Source organism: Caballeronia choica, assembly GCF_001544535.1.
GTDB lineage: Bacteria > Pseudomonadota > Gammaproteobacteria > Burkholderiales > Burkholderiaceae > Caballeronia > Caballeronia choica.
Genome location: NZ_FCON02000156.1, coordinates 1 through 17,670, shown reverse-complemented (window position 1 = coordinate 17,670; position 17,670 = coordinate 1). Strand labels below are relative to the sequence as shown.

The window sequence follows — 17,670 nt, the reverse complement described above, 5'->3', positions numbered from 1 at the left end:
TCGCGAGACCTTTGTAGACGGCGCCCGCCGCGCTCGAATCGGAGACGGTGATCGCGTGGGTCATGTCGACGGCCGGCGCCCAGGCGGTAACCGAGCCGCCTTCGCCGACGAAGATGAACGCGGCAGCGCCCGATTTCCCCGCCTGCGTCACCTTGAAATCCGTCGCGCTGCCGTTGAACACGATGCCGGTCGGGTTGGCGGGCCCGGAAGCCGTCGCCGGGATGCTCACCACGAGCGACTGCACGACGCCGTTGCCGTCATAGAGCGTGGCCGTTTGCGTGCCGTTGTTCGCGACCCACACGAAGCCCTTCGGGTTGAACGCGACGCCCCACGGGTTTTTGAGGTTCGGGTCCGTGTGCGATGCGGCGAAGGCACCATCCGAGACGAGGATGGTCGATTTGAAGCGCGTGCTCATCGCATTCATCGAATTATTGTCCGACCCGCCGCACGAGGCGAGTCCCGACAGTGCCACGATCGCGGCGACCGAAGCCACCCATGCGATCGCGCGCGTGCGCATCGCTGCTGGATTCATGATGACGACTCCCGGCGCGGTGCGCCCGTAGCTGTTTCGTCATCTCTAAACGGATGCCGGGCCTGCGTTATTCCGCTGCGAAGGATATTTCGCTGCGCCCGGCGGTGGCGCGCAGCGGAAAGCTCAGTGCGCCTCGCCGCGACCTTTCGATACTGTCGGGACGCCCCAGCCGAACCACGTGAAGGAGGGCTGCTCGGTCTGCGAGTGGTCGATGCCGACGCTGCTCTCGAATGGATACGTGTGCCGGTTGGCGGCGGTGTCGGTCTCGGTGTCGGCCGCAACGATGTTTGCCCGGACAGGCGCCGGTTTGGGAAACGCGGACGCGCGGCGAAGCAGGGTTGTCGCCTGCGGGTTTCTCGCGTCGAGTGCGAGCGCCTGGTTTGCGTTGCGAACCACGCACGTCGACGCTTTCGTGGCGGCGCAGGTTCTCGCGCGCTGCAACGCGGCGTCGCGCTGATGTTCGAGACGCGCAAGTTGATCCGCGAGACGCTGCAGTTCCGGGCTGCGCTGCTCGTCCTCGGAGAGATCCCGCATGTGCCGGCGCGCGCTAGTCAGATCGTGGTGGGCAAGCGCAGTGCGGGTGACCGACACGCTGCGGGCGACCGATATCCCACGTGGAGCGTCGTTGGCTGCGACGCGTGTTGGCGGCGGTGGCAGCTTCGCGGGTTGCGGCGCCGCGACCTGAGTCTCGCGGGAAGCGACGGTCGTAGCGCGTGTCGGCGGTGGCGGCTTTGCAACTTGCGGCGCCGCGACCGAAATCTCGCGGGAAGCGACCGTCGCAGCGCGTGTCGGCGGTGGCGGCTTTGCAACTTGCGGCGCCGCGACCGAAATCTCGCGGGAAGCGACGGTCGTAGCGCGGGTCGCCGACGGTGTCGGCTTCGCAGCCTGCGGTGAGTTCGTCGGGGGATTGGAGGCCAGATTTGCGGCAGCGTGCGGGGAGGGCGCGGCGTTCCGGTCTGTCGTCGCATGCGCGGGCGGTGCAGCAGCCACCGAACTCGTCGACACGATGGGCGGCGAGCCTTGCGGAATCGATGCCGTGGGAGCGCGAGACTCGACGGCGATCGAGCCGCCCGAGCTTAGCGCCGCGACGGCACCGGGCGCTTTGTTCGGATTGCCGGAGTTCGCATGAAGGTAGGCGCCGATCGCGAGACCGACGACGATTCCACCCGTCGTGAGCACGCCGGTCAGTGTGCGCCTGCGTTCAGGTTCGGGCGCCGGCTCACCTTGCTCGCGAATGCTCGGGTACGACGTGATCGCGTTCCTGCGTACCGTCGTGACGAGCCAGCCGGCGCGCGGCACTTCTCCGACGAGGCGCAGGGCGCCGGCGGTGAAGATCGCGCCTTCGCGGTCGGCGTTGCAGCGCGGACACGTGTCTTGCGCGCTTCTCGACGTGGTGCCGCATTGCGCGCAGATCACGGAATCGAGCTGCATTGAATAGTTTGAGCGACTCATGCCGCACCCGATGGGTTCTCGCTCAGCAGAACGAGTGTCCGAACGCAACGATTCTGGCCGGAGAATAAGTCAGTAAGCCGAACAATCGGTGTGCTCGATAACATATTGGTTGATAGCGGCCGCTTTTCGCTGCGTGTGCTGCTGTTTCGCTGCGCGAGAGCGAACGGGATATTCGATGCAGATGGCGAAACGATTTTCTCAGTCGAAAGCAATGGCGACTACGCGGTGGCGCACACTCGTTTGGGCTGAGTGAAGGTGAAGCGGGGATGGGTTTCGCCAGAAGCCGAGCGTTTGCTCAGGCGATGGGAGAGGACGACGTCGGGAAGGGAGCACTGCGAGAAAAATGCGAGAAGCGCGACGCCGGGAGACTTCTCGCGCATAGACGGGCACCGCGCCCGCCTGGGCCGCCCTATCGTGCGACTTCCGCTGATCGACTGCGCGGAGGGCGGCAACGGCTGATCGCAACTCCGCCGCTGCGCAGCGCGCTCGGTTGCTTCGCGCTTTGACGCACGGTCCCGTCGATACCGTCCGCGCGTACTGCAAGCTGGACATCCTGCACATTCCGCGCCGCGTGCTCGAGGTGCGCGAGTCCGGGCACAGCATCACTACAAGTTGGGTCCGGCGCACGACCGAGCAGGGCGAACGCCATCGTGTGGGCCTCTACTTGCTGGAGGCAGCGTGACTCATCAAAGCGTCACTTCATCGGGCGAATGTGTTTTGAGCCAATCGGCGAGCACCGCATCAATGCGCTTTTGCCAACCGTCGCCCGAAGCGCGGAACGCCTCCACCACCTCCGGCGACAGCCGCAGCGATAAAGGGATTTTGGTCGGCCCCTTCTGGGGTCCGCGCACGCCGATCTTGCGGCGCAGCGCGTCTGGAAGAGCTTCATCGCCTCGCTTGAATTGCTTCAAATCGCTGTCGGTGAGTTCACGAACTTCGCCGTGTTCGTCAATCAGGGGTTTGCGTGCTGGCATAGCGGTTTACCTCTCTCGGATTGGCCTTGCGAAAACTGATCACGCGGATTCCATCGTCCGTTTCGGTGAAACAGAGCACATGCAAGCGGCCGTCAAGGTAGCCGAGCGCGACGTAACGAATTTCGTTGTAGTCGCGCCGATCGTCCGAGCCAATCAAGGCAGTTTCGAAATCAAAGTCCGCAGCCCGCTCAAACGAGAGTCCGCGTTCAACGATGTTTCGAGAATTCTTGTTTGGGTCGAAGGTGATTTGCATACATCAAATTGTACATACAATCTGCTTCGGCGGTATCGAAACTAACGCCCGCGAGCAGCGTTGCCGACGTTTCACCATTGACAGCCGGGCATTTTAGGGCGGCACCGCGACGGTTCGTGGGATGCGCTCGGATTTACGCTCCCGCAGGCGCCCCATGCATCACCGACACCCGCCGCGCGCAACGCAACCCCGCGCGACAAGACATGCCGGCTCGTGGATAGCGGTGGATGTACCTCGAAGCGACACCGGCGGGCGGCAAGTATTGGCGGATGACGTACCGCTATGCGGACAAGGAAAAGCGCCTCGCACTCGGCGTCTATCCCAACGTGACGATGGGCAACAAAAAACCCCGAGAGCCTTACGCTGTCGGGGTTTATGGTCAAACTTCGTAGTCGTTCGGATGGTAGTTGGTGCCCAGGGCCGGAATCGAACCGGCACGCCTTGCGGCGGGGGATTTTGAGTCCCCTGCGTCTACCAATTTCACCACCTGGGCATCCGTACAACCGACTTGCGAACTGGCGCGGCATCGAAGCCTGATAAAGCGCGCCAGCCGGCAAGTCAGCGATTATGTCGCAAAACGCGCACGGCGGCAAGCGAGCCGCTCGCCGCCTACTGGCTCAAATACGTAAACGAGCCGTTCTTGACGACGCCCATCACACTCGCCCGCTGATCCAGACCGACGTGATCGGTCGCGCTCGTGTTGACCACGCCATTCGGCACGACGAGTTCATGCGCGTGCTCCAGTTCCGAGCGCAGCGCGACGCGAAACGCCTTCGTCCCCGGTTGTCCCGCCTTCAGCGCCCGCGCAACAGCGTCCTGCAGGCGCGGATAGACGCCCGCCGCATCGCCCGCAAACTGCGTGACCGTGCCCGGCCCGTACTTGGCCTCGTAGGCATTGACGAACGCGAGCGCGGCCTTCTTCGACGGATGATCGGCCGGCAACGTCCTTGCAACAACCACCGGCTGCGTCGGGAACAGCGTGCCCTCGACATCCTTGCCGCCCAGCTTGATGAACTCCGGCGTCGCGATGCCGTGCGTCTGGTAGATCGCGCCCTTGAAGCCGCGCTCGACCAGCGTGCGCTGCGGCAGCACGGTCGGCGTACCCGCGCCGGCGATCAGCACCGCATCGGGTTTCGCCGCCATCAGCTTGAGGATCTGGCCCGTGACGCTGGCGTCGGTGCGGTTGAAGCGCTCGCTCGCCACGATCCTGATGTGCCGCAGCTCGGCGAACTTCGAGAACTCGTTGAACCAGCTATCGCCGTAGCTATCCGCGAAACCGATGAAACCGACCGTCTTCACGCCGTGATTCGCCATATAACGCGTCATGACGTCGGCCATCGCGCGGTCGGTCTGCGCCATCTTGAACGCCCACACTTTCTTGCCTTCCTGCGGCTCGACAACCGACGCCGAGCCGATCAGCGTGATCATCGGCGTTTCGTACTCGGCGACCGGATCGAGCGCCGCGAGGGCCGCCGGCGTGATGTTCGGCCCGACGATCACGTCGACCTTGTCCTCCGTGATCAGCTTGCGGATATTGCGCACGGCGGCGCCGGGGTCGGAACCGTCGTCGAGGATCAGGTACTGGGCGTCCTGACCGGCGATCGTTTTCGGCCACATCAGCATCGCGTTCTTGCTCGTGATGCCGATCGCGGCGGCGGGTCCGGTGCTCGACAGGTCGATGCCGACTTTCAATTGGGCCTGCGCGACGGCGCTCACGGCCGAAAAAGCGGTCAACGCAGCAAACAGGCGAAAGGACTTCGACAACTTCATTCGTGGGTCTCCGTGGCGGAAAGTGAGTGAATCGTTATTCTTGCCGGCCAGAACCGGCAGAACCGGCTGCTGCGATCAAAGTTCGTAGCTTTCGTGTTCGCCGGAAAGCGCCTGCTCGATCAGCTTGCGGTTCATCGAAGGCGAGAGCAGTTCGACGAGCGTGTAGACATAACTGCGCAGATACGCGCCCTGTTTGAGCGCCAGCCGCGTCACGTTGGTCCCGAACAGATGGCCGACCGGCATCGCGCGCAGATGCTTGTCGCGCTCGGGATTGAAGGCGATGTCGGCCATGATGCCGACGCCCAGCCCCAGTTCGACGTACGTCTTGATGACGTCCGCATCGATCGCTTCCAGCACGATGTCCGGCGTCAAATGGCGCAGCGCGAACGCCTGGTTGATCTTCGAGCGGCCGGCGAACGCGTTGTCGTAGGTGATGAGCGGGTACTGGGCGATGTCGTCGAGCGTCAGCAGTTTGCGTTCGAGAAGCGGATGGTCCGGCAGCATCACGGCAAGGTGCTGCCACTGGAAACAGGGCAGCGAGACCAGTTCCTTATAGTTGGCGATCGCCTCGGTCGCGATGGCGATGTCGGCCTGATCGTGGATCACCATCTCGGCCACCTGCGTCGGGCTGCCCTGAAGAATCGACAGATGCACCTTCGGGAAGCGCTTCTTGAATTCGGCGATGGCGGCTGGCAGCGAGTAGCGCGCCTGCGTATGCGTGGCGGCGATCACGAGCCGGCCCTGATCCTGCGCCGCGTAATCCTTACCGACTCGCTTCAGCGTCTCCACTTCCTGCAGTATTTTTTCCACCGACGCCAGAATGATCCGCCCCGGCTCGGTCAGCGAGCGCACGCGCTTGCCGTGACGCGTGAAGATCTCGACGCCCAGCTCGTCCTCCAGCTCGATGATCGCCTTGGAAACGCCCGGCTGGGACGTGAAAAGCGCCTTCGCCGCCTCGGTCAGGTTGAAGTTCTGACGGACGGCCTCGCGGACGAAGCGGAACTGATGCAGGTTCATATATAACCCAGTCGCATATCAAAGTAATTTTTCAGTCGTTTGCTATATAAAGAAAGTTTATTACGATTTGTCCAATTTTTCCAATATCCATATCTGTACTTGTCATAAGCAAATGAGCGTTCAGTCTGAACGGCGCTCGCGACAACGGATCAATGGGTATCGAGGTGCGGCGTGGCCACGACGTCGTGCGAAACAAGAAACTTGGGGTCCCCGAATGTACCAATACGATCAGATCGACCAGACCATCGTCGACGAACGCGTCGCGCAATACGCCGACCAGGTCCGCCGCCGGCTGTCGGGCGAATTGAGCGAAGAGGAGTTTCGCCCGCTGCGCCTGCAGAACGGTCTCTACATGCAGCGCCACGCGTACATGCACCGCATCGCGATTCCGTACGGCAACCTGCGCAGCGACCAGATGCGCGTGCTGGCGACCATCGCGCGCGAGCACGATCGCGGCTACGGCCACTTTTCGACGCGCACGAACATCCAGTTCAACTGGGTCGAACTCGAGGAAACGCCGGAAATCCTGCGCAAGCTCGCGTCGGTCCAGATGCACGCCATCCAGACCTCGGGCAACTGTATCCGCAACATCACGGCCGACCAGTTCGCGGGCGTCGCGCCCGACGAAATCGTCGATCCTCGTCCGTGGGCCGAGATTCTTCGCCAATGGTCGACGTTCCACCCGGAATTCGCGTGGCTGCCGCGCAAGTTCAAGATCGCGGTGAACGGCTCCATCGAGGACCGCGCGGCCGTGCAGGTCCACGATCTCGGCGTGTACCTGAAGAAGAACGCGGCGGGTGAAGTGGTCGCGAGCATTCTGGCAGGCGGTGGCCTCGGGCGCACGCCGATCGTCGGCGCGGTGATCAAGGAAGACCTGCCGTGGCAGCACCTGCTGACGTACTGCGAAGCCGTGCTGCGCGTGTACAACCGCTATGGCCGCCGCGACAACATGTACAAGGCGCGCATCAAGATTCTCGTGAAGGCGCTGTCGCCGGAGAAGTTCGCGAAGCAGGTCGAGGAAGAGTGGCAGCACCTGAAGGACGGCCCGTCGACGCTCACGCAGGAAGAGCTCGACCGCGTGTCGAAGGACTTCGCGCCGCCGGTCTACGAGAAGCTGCCGGACACGGATGCGTCATATGAAAAGCATCTGATCGAGAGCAAGCCGTTCGCGCGCTGGGTCGAGCGCAACGTGCGTCCGCACAAGGTGGCGGGCTACGCGTCCGTGACGCTGTCGCTGAAGCCGCGCGGCATCGCCCCCGGCGATGCAACCGACAAGCAGATGGACGACGTCGCCGATCTCGCCGACGAATTCTCCCTCGGCGAAATCCGCGTGTCGCACGAGCAGAACCTGATTCTCGCGAACGTGAAGAAGCGCGACCTGTACGCGGTGTGGGAACGCGCGAAGGCAGTCGGCTTCGCGACCTCGAACATCGGCTTGCTGACCGACATCATCGCGTGCCCGGGCGGCGATTTCTGCTCGCTCGCAAACGCGAAGTCGATCCCGATCGCACTGGCGATCCAGGAGCGTTTCAGCAATCTCGACTACGTGTACGACCTCGGCGACCTGACGCTCAACATCTCAGGTTGCATCAACGCGTGCGGTCACCACCACATCGGCAACATCGGCGTGCTGGGTGTCGATAAGGACGGCTCGGAGTGGTATCAGGTGACGCTCGGCGGCGAGCAAAGCTCGGGCGCGACCGGCGCGCATCTCGGCAAGGTGATCGGCCCGTCGTTCTCGGCGGAAGAGATGCCCGACGTGGTGTCGCAGGTGATCGATACGTTCGTCGAGAACCGCATGGAAGGCGAGCGTTTCATCGAGACGTATGGCCGCATCGGCATGGCGCCGTTCAAGGAACGCGTGTACGCGTCGCGCCAGGCACACGCCTGAACCACCGGTCCAATTGAGGAATTTGCAGATGGCTTTGATTATCAAGAACCGCGCCGTAGTGAATGACGACTGGACCGTTGTGCGTTCCGCCGAAGATGGCGCACTGCCCGCAGTCGACGCGCTGGGCGCAGGCAAGGTGCTGGTGCCGTTTTCGCTGTGGAAAGAGCACAAGGACGCGCTCGTCGCGTCGCGTTCGAAGGAAGAACTCGGCGTGTGGCTCGCGCCCGATGACGAACCTGCCGACCTCGCGGCCGACTTCGACAAGATCGCGCTCGTCGCCGTCGACTTCCCGGTGTTCCGCGATGGCCGGGGTTTCAGCATCGGCCGCTTGCTGCGCGAGCGCTATCAGTGGACGGGCGAGTTGCGCGCCATCGGCGACGTGCTGCGCGACCAGTTGCTGTTCCACGCGCGTTGCGGCTTCGATGCGTTCGCCGTGCGCGCGGACAAGGACATCAACGACGCGCTGAATGCCTTCGATGAATTCAGCGAACGCTATCAGGGCGCGACCGACAATCTCGAACCGCTGTTCCGCCGCCGCGCCGCGCTCGCCGCAGCTTCCGGAGCGTCTAGATGACACCCGAATTGCAAGCCAAGGTTGAACGGCTCGACGCGCTGCTCGATTCCATCGCGCAACGCCACGAGAACGTCAAGCTAGCCAGCAGCCTCGCCGCCGAAGACATGCTGCTCACGCATGCGATCCTGTCGCGCGGTGTGAAGATCGGCATCTTTTCGCTGAACACGGGCCGCCTGCATGCTGAAACGCTCGGCATGATCGATCGCGTGAAGGAACGCTACGGCTACGACATCGAACAGTTTCATCCGCAGCCTGAAGCAGTTGAGGCGTATGTGCGCGATCACGGCCTGAACGCGTTCTACGAGAGCGTCGATCTGCGCAAGAGCTGCTGCGGCATTCGCAAGGTCGAGCCACTCAATCGCGCGCTTGCGGACGTGAGCGCATGGGTGACCGGCCAGCGCCGCGAGCAGTCGGTGACGCGGGTCGAGTTGCACGAGGAAGAGCACGACGCGCCGCGCAACATCGCGAAGTTCAATCCGCTCGCGGACTGGATGGAAGGCGAAGTGTGGGACTACCTGAAAGCCTTCGACGTGCCGGTGAATCCGCTGCATGCGCGCGGTTATCCGAGCATCGGCTGCGAGCCGTGTACGCGAGCGATCCGTCCCGGCGAGGACAGCCGCGCCGGACGCTGGTGGTGGGAGTCGCGCGATACGAAGGAATGCGGCCTGCACATCACGAACATCAAGGTCGTCGAGGAAGCACCCAGCTCGGCAATCTGACGGCCAGGCGCACGAACGATGCGCCGCCGCACCCAACCTCTGTCATTGAAACGCGGCGCCTTCGCCACAAGCTGAAAGCGATGCAAAGAAAAGGATCGACGAACATGAGCACCACGCTCGACTCAACCGTGATCGCCCCGATCGCCAATACGGCGACCCGAATGGACCACCTCGACTGGCTCGAAGCCGAGTCGATTCACATCCTGCGCGAACTCGTCGCCGAGTGCAGCAAGCCGGCGCTCCTGTTCTCGGGCGGCAAGGATTCGGTCGTCGTGCTGCATCTCGCGCTGAAGGCGTTTGGCCTCGGCGGCGGTCGCAAGACGCAATTGCCGTTTCCGCTCGTGCACATCGACACCGGCCACAACTTCGACGAGGTGATCGATTTCCGCGACCGTCGCGCGAAAGAGATTGACGCGGAGCTGGTCGTCGGCCATGTCGAGGATTCGATCAAGAAGGGCACTGTGCGTCTGCGTCGCGAGACGGATTCGCGCAATGCCGCGCAAGCGGTCACGCTGCTCGAAACCATCGAGCAATACGGCTATACGGCGATGATCGGCGGCGCGCGTCGCGATGAAGAGAAGGCACGCGCGAAGGAACGCATCTTTTCGTTCCGCGATGAATTCGGCCAGTGGGACCCGAAGGCGCAGCGCCCGGAGCTGTGGAGCATCTACAACGCGCGCCTGCATGCGGGCGAGCACCTGCGCGTGTTCCCGATCTCGAACTGGACCGAACTCGACGTATGGCAATACATCGCCCGCGAGAAGCTTGAACTGCCGTCGATCTATTACGCGCATGACCGCGAGATCATTCGCCGCAATGGCTTGCTCGTGCCGCTCACACCGATCACGCCATTGCGCGAAGGCGAAACCGCCGAAGTTGCACAAGTGCGGTTCCGCACCGTCGGGGACATCAGCTGCACATGCCCGGTCGCAAGCGATGCCGACGATGTCGAGAAGATCATCGCCGAGACGGCCGTGACCGAAATCACGGAGCGCGGCGCCACGCGGATGGACGACCAGGCGTCGGAAGCCGCGATGGAACAGCGCAAGAAGCAAGGTTATTTCTAAGCATCACGCCAAAGGGAAAAGAGCATCATGAGCATTTATCAAGCTGAAGACCTCGGCGTGTTGCGATTCATCACCGCGGGCAGCGTCGACGACGGCAAGAGCACGCTGATCGGCCGCCTGCTTTATGACAGCAAGGCTGTGCTGTCGGACCAGTTGTCGGCGATCTCGCGCGCAAAGAACAAGCGCACCGTCGGCGATGAAATCGACCTGTCGCTCCTGACCGACGGCCTCGAAGCCGAACGCGAGCAGGGCATCACCATCGACGTCGCATACCGCTACTTCGCGACCGCGAAGCGCAAGTTCATCATCGCCGACACGCCGGGCCACGAGCAGTACACGCGCAACATGGTGACGGGCGCATCGACGGCGCATGCCGCGATCATTCTCGTCGACGCCACGCGCGTCACGTTCGTCGATGGCGTCGCGCAATTGCTGCCGCAAACGAAGCGCCACAGCGCGATCGTGAAGCTGCTCGGATTGCAGCACGTGATCGTCGCGATCAACAAGATGGATCTGGTCGACCACAGCGAGACGCGTTTCAACGAGATCCGCGACGCGTATGTTGAACTCGCGCGTCAACTCGGAATCACCAACGTGCGCTTCGTGCCCGTGTCGGCGCTGAAGGGCGACAACATCGTGACCGCGAGCGAGCGCATGCCGTGGTACGCGGGCGAGCCGCTGCTCGACCTGCTCGAAGCGCTGCCCGTCACGCAGCCGACCGATCAGGCGCTGCGCTTCCCGGTGCAGTGGGTCGCGCGCCAGGACGGCAGCCAGGCCGACGATTTCCGCGGCTACATGGGCCGCGTGGAAGCGGGCGAAGTGCGTATCGGCGATTCGATCACCGTGCTGCCCGCGAACCGCGAGGCTACCGTCTCGGAGATCATCGCGCCGGTGCCGGGCGGTGTCGCGCAGGTGGATCGCGCGTTCGCCGGCCAGACGGTGACGATCCGTCTCGCGGAAGACGTCGATGTCTCGCGCGGCGATACGTTCGTGCCGCGCGCATCGAAGGTCGAGCCGTCGAAGAAGATCGAAGCGGACCTGTGCTGGTTCGATGAAGAGCCGCTCTCGCAGCAACGCAAGTACCTGCTGAAGCAGACGACGAACACCGTCTTCGCGCGCATCGGTGCGATCAAGCAGGTGCTCGACGTGCATACGCTGTCGCATGCCGTCGATCGCCACGACCTGGCGATGAATGATATCGGCCGCGTGGCGCTGACGTTGCAAAAGCCGCTCGTCGCCGATGCCTACGACACGCATCAGGGCACCGGCGCGTTCGTGCTGATCGACGAGGCGACGCATCATACGGTCGCGGCCGGCATGATCCGTTCGTTCTCGGCCTGATGGTCTGAAGGTGACCGGAATGGGCAAGGTCTATCTGATCGGAGCAGGGCCGGGCGCGGCGGACCTCATCACGGTACGCGGGGCGCGGATCCTGAGCGGCGCGGATGTCGTGCTGCACGACGCGCTGATCGAACCCGCAATGCTCGACTACGCGCCGAACGCACGCAGGATCGCGGTCGGCAAGCGTTGCGGCCAGCGTTCGACCGCTCAGCATTTCATCAACAAGCAGATCGTCGATGCAGCGCGCGAGCACGATGTGGTGGTGCGTCTGAAAGGCGGCGATCCGATGCTGTTTGGTCGCGCCGACGAGGAAATGCGCGCGCTCGAAGCCGCTGGTATCGAGTATGAAGTCGTGCCGGGCATCACGGCGGCGCTCGCGAGCGCGGCGACGCTCAAGCGCTCGCTGACCCTGCGTGGCGTGTCGCGCAGCGTTGCGCTCGCGACGCATAGCCGCGCGCCGGACAGCGACGAGATTCGCGAGCAGGCAAGCGCCGATTCGCTCGTGTTCTACATGGGCCGCGACAGCGCGCCCGACATCGCGCAGCAACTCATCGACGCGGGCCGCGCGGGATCGACGCCGGTCGCGATTGTCGAGGCGTGCAGCACGCCGCGCGAGCGAACATTGACGCTGACGCTCGCCCGCATGGCACTCGGCGAAGCGCAAGACTGGCTCGATGCGTCGCAGCCGAGCCTGTTGATGATCGGTGAGGCGTTCGCCGAGCGCGAGTCGGCTTCGAAGGGCGAGATCAAGTCCAAGGCGTTGCAGTACGCGGCCTGACGATCGCCTGATGGGTTCATGTAATAAAAAAGCGCACCGAACGGTGCGCTTTTTTATTGCCTTCCCGATTGCCGGATGCAGTAATCGGCCACTGCATCGAGCACGGCATCGTCTTCACCGACCGCCGTCGCGCAGTGAATCGTCAATGCCGGATGCGCCGCGCGGCACTCGTCGATCACCCGAGGCAGGTCGCGCCGCACATGCCCGCCCTGTCCGAAGAACACGGGCACGACGGTGACCGCGTTGCAGCCGTCGGCGGCGAGCGTCGCAACCGCCGTCGGCAGATCGGGCGTCATCAATTCGAGGAAGGCAAGCGAGACCGGATCGCTGCGCGTGGCGCGAAGCTTCGCGGCGAGCCGCTCGAATGGCTCGGCCCAGCGCGGGTCGCGCGCTCCATGACCGAACAGGATCATGCCGTGCTTGCTCATGTCTTCCTCCGGCCGGTCGGCTAATGCCGGTCGACCCATCGGAGCCCGATCAGTCCGATCGCGAGATAGGCGAGGGCCGGGGCCGCCGCGGTGATCGGCGCGGGCCAGGTGTTCAGCGTTCCGATGTGCGAGAACAGCGTATTGAACAACTGGAAGCTCATGCCGATCATGATGCCGCCGAACACCTTCACGCCGACCACGCCCGCACGCGTGTGCAGGTACGCGAACGGCAGCGACAGCACCAGCATCACGAATACCGCGAACGGATACAGGATCTTGCGCCACAACGCGATCTGGTAGCGCTGCGTGTCCTGACGGTTCTCGGTCAAATGCTGGATGTAGCGGAAGAGATTGAACATCGACATCCGGTCCGGCGACACCAGCAGCACCGACAGAATCTGCGGCGTCAGTTCCGAACGCAGCGAGTACTCGGGCAGCACGGTCTGCTGCGCGCGATACACGGGGTTCAGCGCGTCGCCGGGATTGACGGCTTGCGGCGCGGCGTCGATCAGTTGCGTGTCGGTGACGCCCGTGAGCTTCCAGTGTCCCGGCGGCTCATAGACGCCGCTCTTCGCGATCCGCACGTTCTGCAGCCGGAACTTCGAATCGAATTCGTAGATGCGCACGTTCGCGATCGTCGTGTCGGGGTTCAATTGTCCGACGTTCACGAAGCGCGTGACCTGCTCGCCGTTGGCGCGCGCGGAGAGCGTGTCCTTCACCCAGACGCCCGACTGGAAATTGGTCGACACCGACGAACCGAGCGCTTCGAGCCGCACGCGTTCGCTCAACTGGTCCGAATACGGCCCGATCACTTCGCCGATGATGTAAGTCACGAAGACGAGCGGAATGCCGATCTTCAACAGCGATCGCAACGCCCGCCCGGTCGACAGCCCCGAGACGCGAAAGATCGTGAATTCGGATGCCGCGGCCATTTGCGCGAACACGTAGATCGCGCTGATCAGCGCCGCGACCGGGATGATTTCGTAGAAGCGCGAAGGCGTTTGCAGCGCCACGCGCAGCACCGCCATGCCGAACTTGTAGTTGCCGTGTCCGACCGTGTTCAGTTCATTGATCAGGTCGAAGAAGAAGAACAGGCCGGAGAACGCGAACAGGATGAAGATGAAGGCGAAATAGATCTGGCGCGCGAAGTACCGTTCATAGATGCGCATCGCGTCAGGCCCTCTTCGAACGGAAGGACGACAGCTTGAAAAGCGGCCGGTTGCGCACGCGCAGCCAGAAGATGAAGCCGACCAGCAACGCGACGAGAATGTGCAGCCCGATGATGCCGACGCCGAACGACATCTTGCCCTGCTCGATCCACGACTGCACGACGTTCAGCAGGTTCGAATACGTGAGGTAGATCAGCACGGCCATCACGAGATTGATCGTGCGGCTGCGGCGCGGGTTCTGATAGGACAGGGGAATGGCGAGCAGCATCAGGTTGATCGCGATGAGCGGCAGGCCCGCGCGCCACGCGAATTCGGCGAGGTTGTCGCGGGTCGGGTTGGCGAGCAGGCCCGGCGTCGAGATGCCGGTGGTGGTGGGCGTATTCACCACCTGGTGGCTCTGAATCTTCACACCATAACGCTCGAACTCCATGATGCGGAAGTTCGGCTGACCGGGTTCGCCGTCATAGCGCCGGCCGTTCTCGAGCACGATGAAGCGGTCGCCCTCGCCGCGTGTTTCGGTGTGACCCGTCTTCGACACGATCACGTTCACCTTGCCGCCTTCGGTGCTCGTGACGAACACGTTCTGCACGTTCGCCTGATCCGGCGACATCTTCTCGATGAAGAACACGCGATGGCTCGACGGCGACTCGCGGAACTGGCCCGGCGCGAGCAGCGACACTTCATCGCGCTGCTGGAAGCGCGTCTTGATGAGCTTGCTCTGCTGGTTCGACCACGGCCAGCCGACGAACGCAAAGAACACGATCAGCAGGATGATCGGCGTGGAGAAGACCGCGATCGGCTTGATGAGCTGCGTCTGGCTCACGCCCGATGCGAGCCACACGACCATTTCGGAGTCGCGATACCAGCGCGTGAGCACGAAGAGGATCGACACGAAGAGTGTCACGATCAGCATGACCGCGAGGTAGCCGATCACGGTGAGCCCGATCAGCACGACGACGTCGCGCGGATCGACTTCGCCCGATGCCGCGAAGCCGACGATGCGGATCATCATCGTCGTCAGCATGATCGTGAGCAGCACCATGAATACGGCACCGGCCGTATACGCGAGTTCGCGCTGTAGGGAGCGTTCGAAGATCATTGATTGGTAACTGATGGCCGGCGGCGATGCTCAAATCAAGCGCATGCTTTGACAGACGCACGGGCGATGTGAACGTTCCCGGGGACTGCGCCTGTGACCGCCGCGGAAAAAATAGCGGATAATTGCGGCTTTCATCCTACAGCCCAGATTTTATCCGAGGATAAGCGCGATGGACTTTAGCATAAAAGCCTGTGATTGGAGCAAGGGCGCAGCAAATGGTTTCCTCGACGGGAAGGCCGACGTCAAGGTGGTCGGCGTGTTCGAAGCGCAGACGTTGACGGGTGCAGCACTCGAAATGGATCTGGCCACGAAGGGGCTCGTCACCCGCGTCGTCAAGGCGGGAGACATGAGCGGCAAGGCGGGCTCGACGCTCTTCCTGCACGAGGTCTCGGGCATCGGCGCGTCGCGTCTTCTGCTGGTCGGACTCGGCAAGCAGGATGCCTTCAATCAGAAAGCTTATGGTGAAGCCGTGCGTGCGGCATGGCGTGCGATCCTCGGCACCCGGATCGCCCAGGTCACGTTTACGCTGGCGCAATTGCCCGTGCTCGAGCGCACCGGCGACTGGGCCGTGCGCACCGCCATCCTCGCGCTGCGCGAACTGACCTACAAGTTCACGCAGATGAAAAGCAAGCCGGAAAACGGCGCGCGTGCGCTGAAGAAGATCGTGTTCAGCGTCGATCCCGCCGACGAAAAAGCCGCGAAGCTCGCGGCCAAACAGGGCCTCGCGTTGGCGAACGGCATGGACCTGACGCGCGATCTCGGCAACCTGCCGCCGAACGTGTGCACGCCGACGTATCTCGGCCATACCGCGAAGAAGCTCGGCCGCGACTGGAAGTTCAAGGTCGAAGTGCTCGGACAAAAGCAGATCGAAGAGCTCAAGATGGGTTCGTTCCTTTCGGTCGCGAAGGGCTCGGTCGAGCCGCCGGCGTTCATCGTCATGCACTATCAGGGCGCGGGAGCCGGAAAGAGCGCGGGCAAGAATGCGGCGGCGCCCGTCGTGCTGGTCGGCAAGGGCATCACGTTCGACTCCGGCGGCATCTCGATCAAGCCGGGCGAAGCAATGGACGAGATGAAGTACGACATGTGCGGCGCGGCCTCCGTGTTCGGCACGCTGCGGGCCATCGCTGAAATGGGGCTGAAGATCAACGTGATCGGCATCGTGCCGAGCTGCGAGAACATGCCGGCCGGCCACGCGCTGAAACCGGGCGACATCGTCACGGCGATGAACGGCACGACCATCGAAGTGCTCAACACCGACGCCGAAGGCCGCCTGATCCTGTGCGACGCGCTCACCTACGCGGAGCGCTTCAAGCCGGCGGCGGTCGTGGATATCGCGACGCTCACGGGCGCCTGCATCATCGCGCTCGGCCATCACAACACCGGCCTCTTTTCGAAGGACGATGCACTTGCCGGGGAGTTGCTCGATGCGTCGCGTGAAGCCGTCGATCCGGCCTGGCGCCTGCCGCTCGACGACGAGTACCAGGACCAACTCAAGTCGAACTTCGCCGATGTCGCGAACATCGGCGGGCGTCCGGCGGGCAGCGTGACGGCGGCGTGCTTCCTCTCGCGCTTCACGCAGAGCTATCCGTGGGCGCACCTCGACATCGCCGGCACGGCGTGGAAGAGCGGCGCGGCGAAGGGCGCGACTGGCCGGCCGGTGCCGCTTCTCTCGCAGTTCCTGATCGACCGCGCGGGCCAATGACAGCAGGTTCCGTTCTCACCGTAGCGGCCAGCGAGGCGCACGCATGACGCGCATCGACTTTCATTCGAACGTTGGCGATTCGATTGCGTATGCGTGCCGCCTGGTGCGCAAGGCGTACCTGAGCGGCGAGCCGATCGTCGTGCTTGCCGAGCCCGCGCGGCTCGCCGCCTTCGACGAGCAGTTGTGGACCTTCTCGCCGCTCGATTTCGTGCCGCACTGCATGGCGGGCAGCCCGCTTGCGAAGGACACGCCGGTCGTGCTGGCGGCGGATCTCGACGCTGCGCCGCATCACAAGATACTTGTCAATCTCGGGATGACGGTGCCGCCGCAGTTCGCGCGCTTTGAGCGGCTGCTGGAAGTGGTCGGCAACGAGGACGAGGAACTTGCGGCCGGGCGCGACCGCTACCGCTTCTATCGCGATCGCGGCTACGCGCTCAACAATTACAAACAAGGCGGCTGACCGAACATAGCGCGAGCGATGCGTCGCGTTATTATCGGCCGCACATCAATAGCGAGACGGAGTGAGCCGTGTCCCATACGTCAGAAGACTTCGATACCTCGATCCCCGTTCTCACCGATGTCGTCGTGCCGGGCAAGCCGGAGTTCGCGCGCGCGCCGGGGCGGAGCGTCCAGGTCAATGCGCGTGCCACGGACTACGATGCCGAATTCCTCGCTGAACGCCTGCACGGGCGCTTTACCAGCTTCCTGACGGGCGACGGCCGCGAGTTGATCGAATCACGTTGTCGCGACGCGTTGCGCGAGCATTCGACCTGGCTCGTGCATCAGGTTACGCGTGAAGTGGCGCTCGCGCTGGAAAGCGAAGTGACGGAATGGGTGCGCGAGGCGGTGGAGGAAGAGTTGCTGCGGCGGGGGTGATCGCTGGCGCTTGGGGGGGGGGGGGGTT

The 17,670-nt window shown here is 63.4% G+C and carries 20 protein-coding genes and 1 tRNA gene; 11 read left to right on the top strand and 10 right to left on the bottom strand.

Annotated elements, in window-relative coordinates; translation table 11 throughout:
* On the bottom strand, nt 1–517 hold a 517-nt coding region (locus AWB68_RS36450), incomplete at its 3' end, for a TIGR03118 family protein (protein ID WP_087649098.1).
* Between the two features lie 138 nt (nt 518–655).
* The gene (locus tag AWB68_RS36445) at nt 656–1,963 is read right to left on the bottom strand and encodes a hypothetical protein (RefSeq protein WP_087649097.1); all 1,308 of its coding nucleotides are present in this window, start codon (nt 1,961–1,963) and stop codon (nt 656–658) included.
* Between the two features lie 511 nt (nt 1,964–2,474).
* On the opposite strand from AWB68_RS36445, the gene AWB68_RS36440 reads away from it, so the two are divergent.
* A complete protein-coding gene (locus AWB68_RS36440; RefSeq protein ID WP_087649096.1) occupies nt 2,475–2,666 on the top strand; it encodes a helix-turn-helix domain-containing protein in 192 nt (63 codons plus the stop codon).
* A gap of 4 nt (nt 2,667–2,670) precedes the next feature.
* On the opposite strand, the gene AWB68_RS36435 is transcribed toward AWB68_RS36440, so the two are convergent.
* Entirely contained in the window at nt 2,671–2,958 is a 288-nt protein-coding gene (locus tag AWB68_RS36435; protein WP_087649095.1) for a BrnA antitoxin family protein, read from the bottom strand.
* Nucleotides 2,933–3,211: a BrnT family toxin gene (locus AWB68_RS36430; RefSeq protein WP_087649094.1), complete on the bottom strand. Its 279-nt coding sequence runs from the start codon at nt 3,209–3,211 to the stop codon at nt 2,933–2,935. Before AWB68_RS36430 ends, AWB68_RS36435 begins: the two co-directional genes overlap by 26 nt.
* Nucleotides 3,212–3,438: 227 nt before the next feature.
* On the opposite strand from AWB68_RS36430, the gene AWB68_RS47285 reads away from it, so the two are divergent.
* Nucleotides 3,439–3,603 (top strand): Arm DNA-binding domain-containing protein, encoded by a 165-nt coding sequence (locus AWB68_RS47285; protein ID WP_200828889.1) that lies wholly within the window; start codon nt 3,439–3,441, stop codon nt 3,601–3,603.
* 16 nt (nt 3,604–3,619) lie between these two features.
* Here AWB68_RS47285 and AWB68_RS36425 read toward each other — a convergent pair.
* The 3 genes from AWB68_RS36425 to AWB68_RS36415 all read right to left on the bottom strand — a co-directional run bounded on the left by AWB68_RS36425 (nt 3,620) and on the right by AWB68_RS36415 (nt 5,998).
* Nucleotides 3,620–3,704, bottom strand: a tRNA-Leu gene (locus AWB68_RS36425).
* Between the two features lie 116 nt (nt 3,705–3,820).
* Complete coding sequence (locus tag AWB68_RS36420; protein WP_087649093.1) at nt 3,821–4,981, bottom strand: ABC transporter substrate-binding protein; 1,161 nt, start codon at nt 4,979–4,981, stop codon at nt 3,821–3,823.
* 75 nt (nt 4,982–5,056) lie between these two features.
* On the bottom strand, nt 5,057–5,998 hold the full coding sequence (locus AWB68_RS36415) for a CysB family HTH-type transcriptional regulator (protein WP_087649092.1): 942 nt from the start codon (nt 5,996–5,998) through the stop codon (nt 5,057–5,059).
* Between the two features lie 214 nt (nt 5,999–6,212).
* On the opposite strand from AWB68_RS36415, the gene AWB68_RS36410 reads away from it, so the two are divergent.
* The 6 genes from AWB68_RS36410 to cobA all read left to right on the top strand — a co-directional run bounded on the left by AWB68_RS36410 (nt 6,213) and on the right by cobA (nt 12,368).
* Nucleotides 6,213–7,889 carry a nitrite/sulfite reductase gene (locus AWB68_RS36410; protein ID WP_087649091.1) on the top strand — a complete coding sequence of 559 codons (1,677 nt, stop codon included), beginning with the start codon at nt 6,213–6,215 and terminating at the stop codon, nt 7,887–7,889.
* Nucleotides 7,890–7,917: 28 nt separating this feature from the next.
* Nucleotides 7,918–8,463 (top strand): DUF934 domain-containing protein, encoded by a 546-nt coding sequence (locus AWB68_RS36405; protein WP_087649090.1) that lies wholly within the window; start codon nt 7,918–7,920, stop codon nt 8,461–8,463.
* On the top strand, nt 8,460–9,182 hold the full coding sequence (locus AWB68_RS36400; RefSeq protein ID WP_087649089.1) for a phosphoadenylyl-sulfate reductase: 723 nt from the start codon (nt 8,460–8,462) through the stop codon (nt 9,180–9,182). The genes AWB68_RS36405 and AWB68_RS36400 overlap by 4 nt, the downstream gene beginning before the upstream one ends.
* A gap of 104 nt (nt 9,183–9,286) precedes the next feature.
* Nucleotides 9,287–10,249 (top strand): sulfate adenylyltransferase subunit CysD, encoded by a 963-nt coding sequence (gene cysD, locus AWB68_RS36395; RefSeq protein ID WP_087649088.1) that lies wholly within the window; start codon nt 9,287–9,289, stop codon nt 10,247–10,249.
* Nucleotides 10,250–10,276: 27 nt separating this feature from the next.
* Nucleotides 10,277–11,590 (top strand): sulfate adenylyltransferase subunit 1, encoded by a 1,314-nt coding sequence (locus AWB68_RS36390; protein WP_087649087.1) that lies wholly within the window; start codon nt 10,277–10,279, stop codon nt 11,588–11,590.
* A gap of 19 nt (nt 11,591–11,609) precedes the next feature.
* Nucleotides 11,610–12,368, top strand: a complete 759-nt coding sequence (gene cobA / locus AWB68_RS36385; RefSeq protein WP_087649086.1) for a uroporphyrinogen-III C-methyltransferase — start codon at nt 11,610–11,612, stop codon at nt 12,366–12,368.
* Between the two features lie 53 nt (nt 12,369–12,421).
* On the opposite strand, the gene AWB68_RS36380 is transcribed toward cobA, so the two are convergent.
* From AWB68_RS36380 to lptF, 3 genes are read right to left on the bottom strand one after another with little or no spacing between them, the layout of a single operon-like run.
* Nucleotides 12,422–12,796, bottom strand: a complete 375-nt coding sequence (locus tag AWB68_RS36380; RefSeq protein ID WP_087649085.1) for a sirohydrochlorin chelatase — start codon at nt 12,794–12,796, stop codon at nt 12,422–12,424.
* Nucleotides 12,797–12,816: 20 nt separating this feature from the next.
* Nucleotides 12,817–13,965, bottom strand: a complete 1,149-nt coding sequence (gene lptG / locus AWB68_RS36375; RefSeq protein WP_087649084.1) for an LPS export ABC transporter permease LptG — start codon at nt 13,963–13,965, stop codon at nt 12,817–12,819.
* A 4-nt stretch (nt 13,966–13,969) separates the two neighbouring features.
* Entirely contained in the window at nt 13,970–15,064 is a 1,095-nt protein-coding gene (lptF, locus tag AWB68_RS36370; protein WP_087649083.1) for an LPS export ABC transporter permease LptF, read from the bottom strand.
* Between the two features lie 169 nt (nt 15,065–15,233).
* Here lptF and AWB68_RS36365 point away from each other — a divergent pair, with 169 nt between their 5' ends.
* From AWB68_RS36365 to AWB68_RS36355, 3 genes are all read left to right on the top strand, one after another.
* Entirely contained in the window at nt 15,234–16,766 is a 1,533-nt protein-coding gene (locus AWB68_RS36365; protein WP_087649082.1) for a leucyl aminopeptidase, read from the top strand.
* A gap of 43 nt (nt 16,767–16,809) precedes the next feature.
* Entirely contained in the window at nt 16,810–17,226 is a 417-nt protein-coding gene (locus AWB68_RS36360; protein ID WP_087649081.1) for a DNA polymerase III subunit chi, read from the top strand.
* 68 nt (nt 17,227–17,294) lie between these two features.
* Nucleotides 17,295–17,642, top strand: a complete 348-nt coding sequence (locus tag AWB68_RS36355; protein ID WP_087649080.1) for a DUF2486 family protein — start codon at nt 17,295–17,297, stop codon at nt 17,640–17,642.
* Nucleotides 17,643–17,670 lie beyond the last annotated feature (28 nt).

What these genes read in the sequence shown, in the direction of transcription:
- AWB68_RS36445 (WP_087649097.1), bottom strand. Translation starts at nt 1,963, where the DNA reads ATGCAGCTCGATTCCGTGATCTGCGCGCAATGCGGCACCACGTCGAGA.
- AWB68_RS36435 (WP_087649095.1), bottom strand. Translation starts at nt 2,958, where the DNA reads ATGCCAGCACGCAAACCCCTGATTGACGAACACGGCGAAGTTCGTGAA.
- AWB68_RS36430 (WP_087649094.1), bottom strand. Translation starts at nt 3,211, where the DNA reads ATGCAAATCACCTTCGACCCAAACAAGAATTCTCGAAACATCGTTGAA.
- AWB68_RS47285 (WP_200828889.1), top strand. Translation starts at nt 3,439, where the DNA reads ATGTACCTCGAAGCGACACCGGCGGGCGGCAAGTATTGGCGGATGACG.
- AWB68_RS36420 (WP_087649093.1), bottom strand. Translation starts at nt 4,981, where the DNA reads ATGAAGTTGTCGAAGTCCTTTCGCCTGTTTGCTGCGTTGACCGCTTTT.
- AWB68_RS36415 (WP_087649092.1), bottom strand. Translation starts at nt 5,998, where the DNA reads ATGAACCTGCATCAGTTCCGCTTCGTCCGCGAGGCCGTCCGTCAGAAC.
- AWB68_RS36410 (WP_087649091.1), top strand. Translation starts at nt 6,213, where the DNA reads ATGTACCAATACGATCAGATCGACCAGACCATCGTCGACGAACGCGTC.
- AWB68_RS36405 (WP_087649090.1), top strand. Translation starts at nt 7,918, where the DNA reads ATGGCTTTGATTATCAAGAACCGCGCCGTAGTGAATGACGACTGGACC.
- AWB68_RS36400 (WP_087649089.1), top strand. Translation starts at nt 8,460, where the DNA reads ATGACACCCGAATTGCAAGCCAAGGTTGAACGGCTCGACGCGCTGCTC.
- cysD (WP_087649088.1), top strand. Translation starts at nt 9,287, where the DNA reads ATGAGCACCACGCTCGACTCAACCGTGATCGCCCCGATCGCCAATACG.
- AWB68_RS36390 (WP_087649087.1), top strand. Translation starts at nt 10,277, where the DNA reads ATGAGCATTTATCAAGCTGAAGACCTCGGCGTGTTGCGATTCATCACC.
- cobA (WP_087649086.1), top strand. Translation starts at nt 11,610, where the DNA reads ATGGGCAAGGTCTATCTGATCGGAGCAGGGCCGGGCGCGGCGGACCTC.
- AWB68_RS36380 (WP_087649085.1), bottom strand. Translation starts at nt 12,796, where the DNA reads ATGAGCAAGCACGGCATGATCCTGTTCGGTCATGGAGCGCGCGACCCG.
- lptG (WP_087649084.1), bottom strand. Translation starts at nt 13,965, where the DNA reads ATGCGCATCTATGAACGGTACTTCGCGCGCCAGATCTATTTCGCCTTC.
- lptF (WP_087649083.1), bottom strand. Translation starts at nt 15,064, where the DNA reads ATGATCTTCGAACGCTCCCTACAGCGCGAACTCGCGTATACGGCCGGT.
- AWB68_RS36365 (WP_087649082.1), top strand. Translation starts at nt 15,234, where the DNA reads ATGGACTTTAGCATAAAAGCCTGTGATTGGAGCAAGGGCGCAGCAAAT.
- AWB68_RS36360 (WP_087649081.1), top strand. Translation starts at nt 16,810, where the DNA reads ATGACGCGCATCGACTTTCATTCGAACGTTGGCGATTCGATTGCGTAT.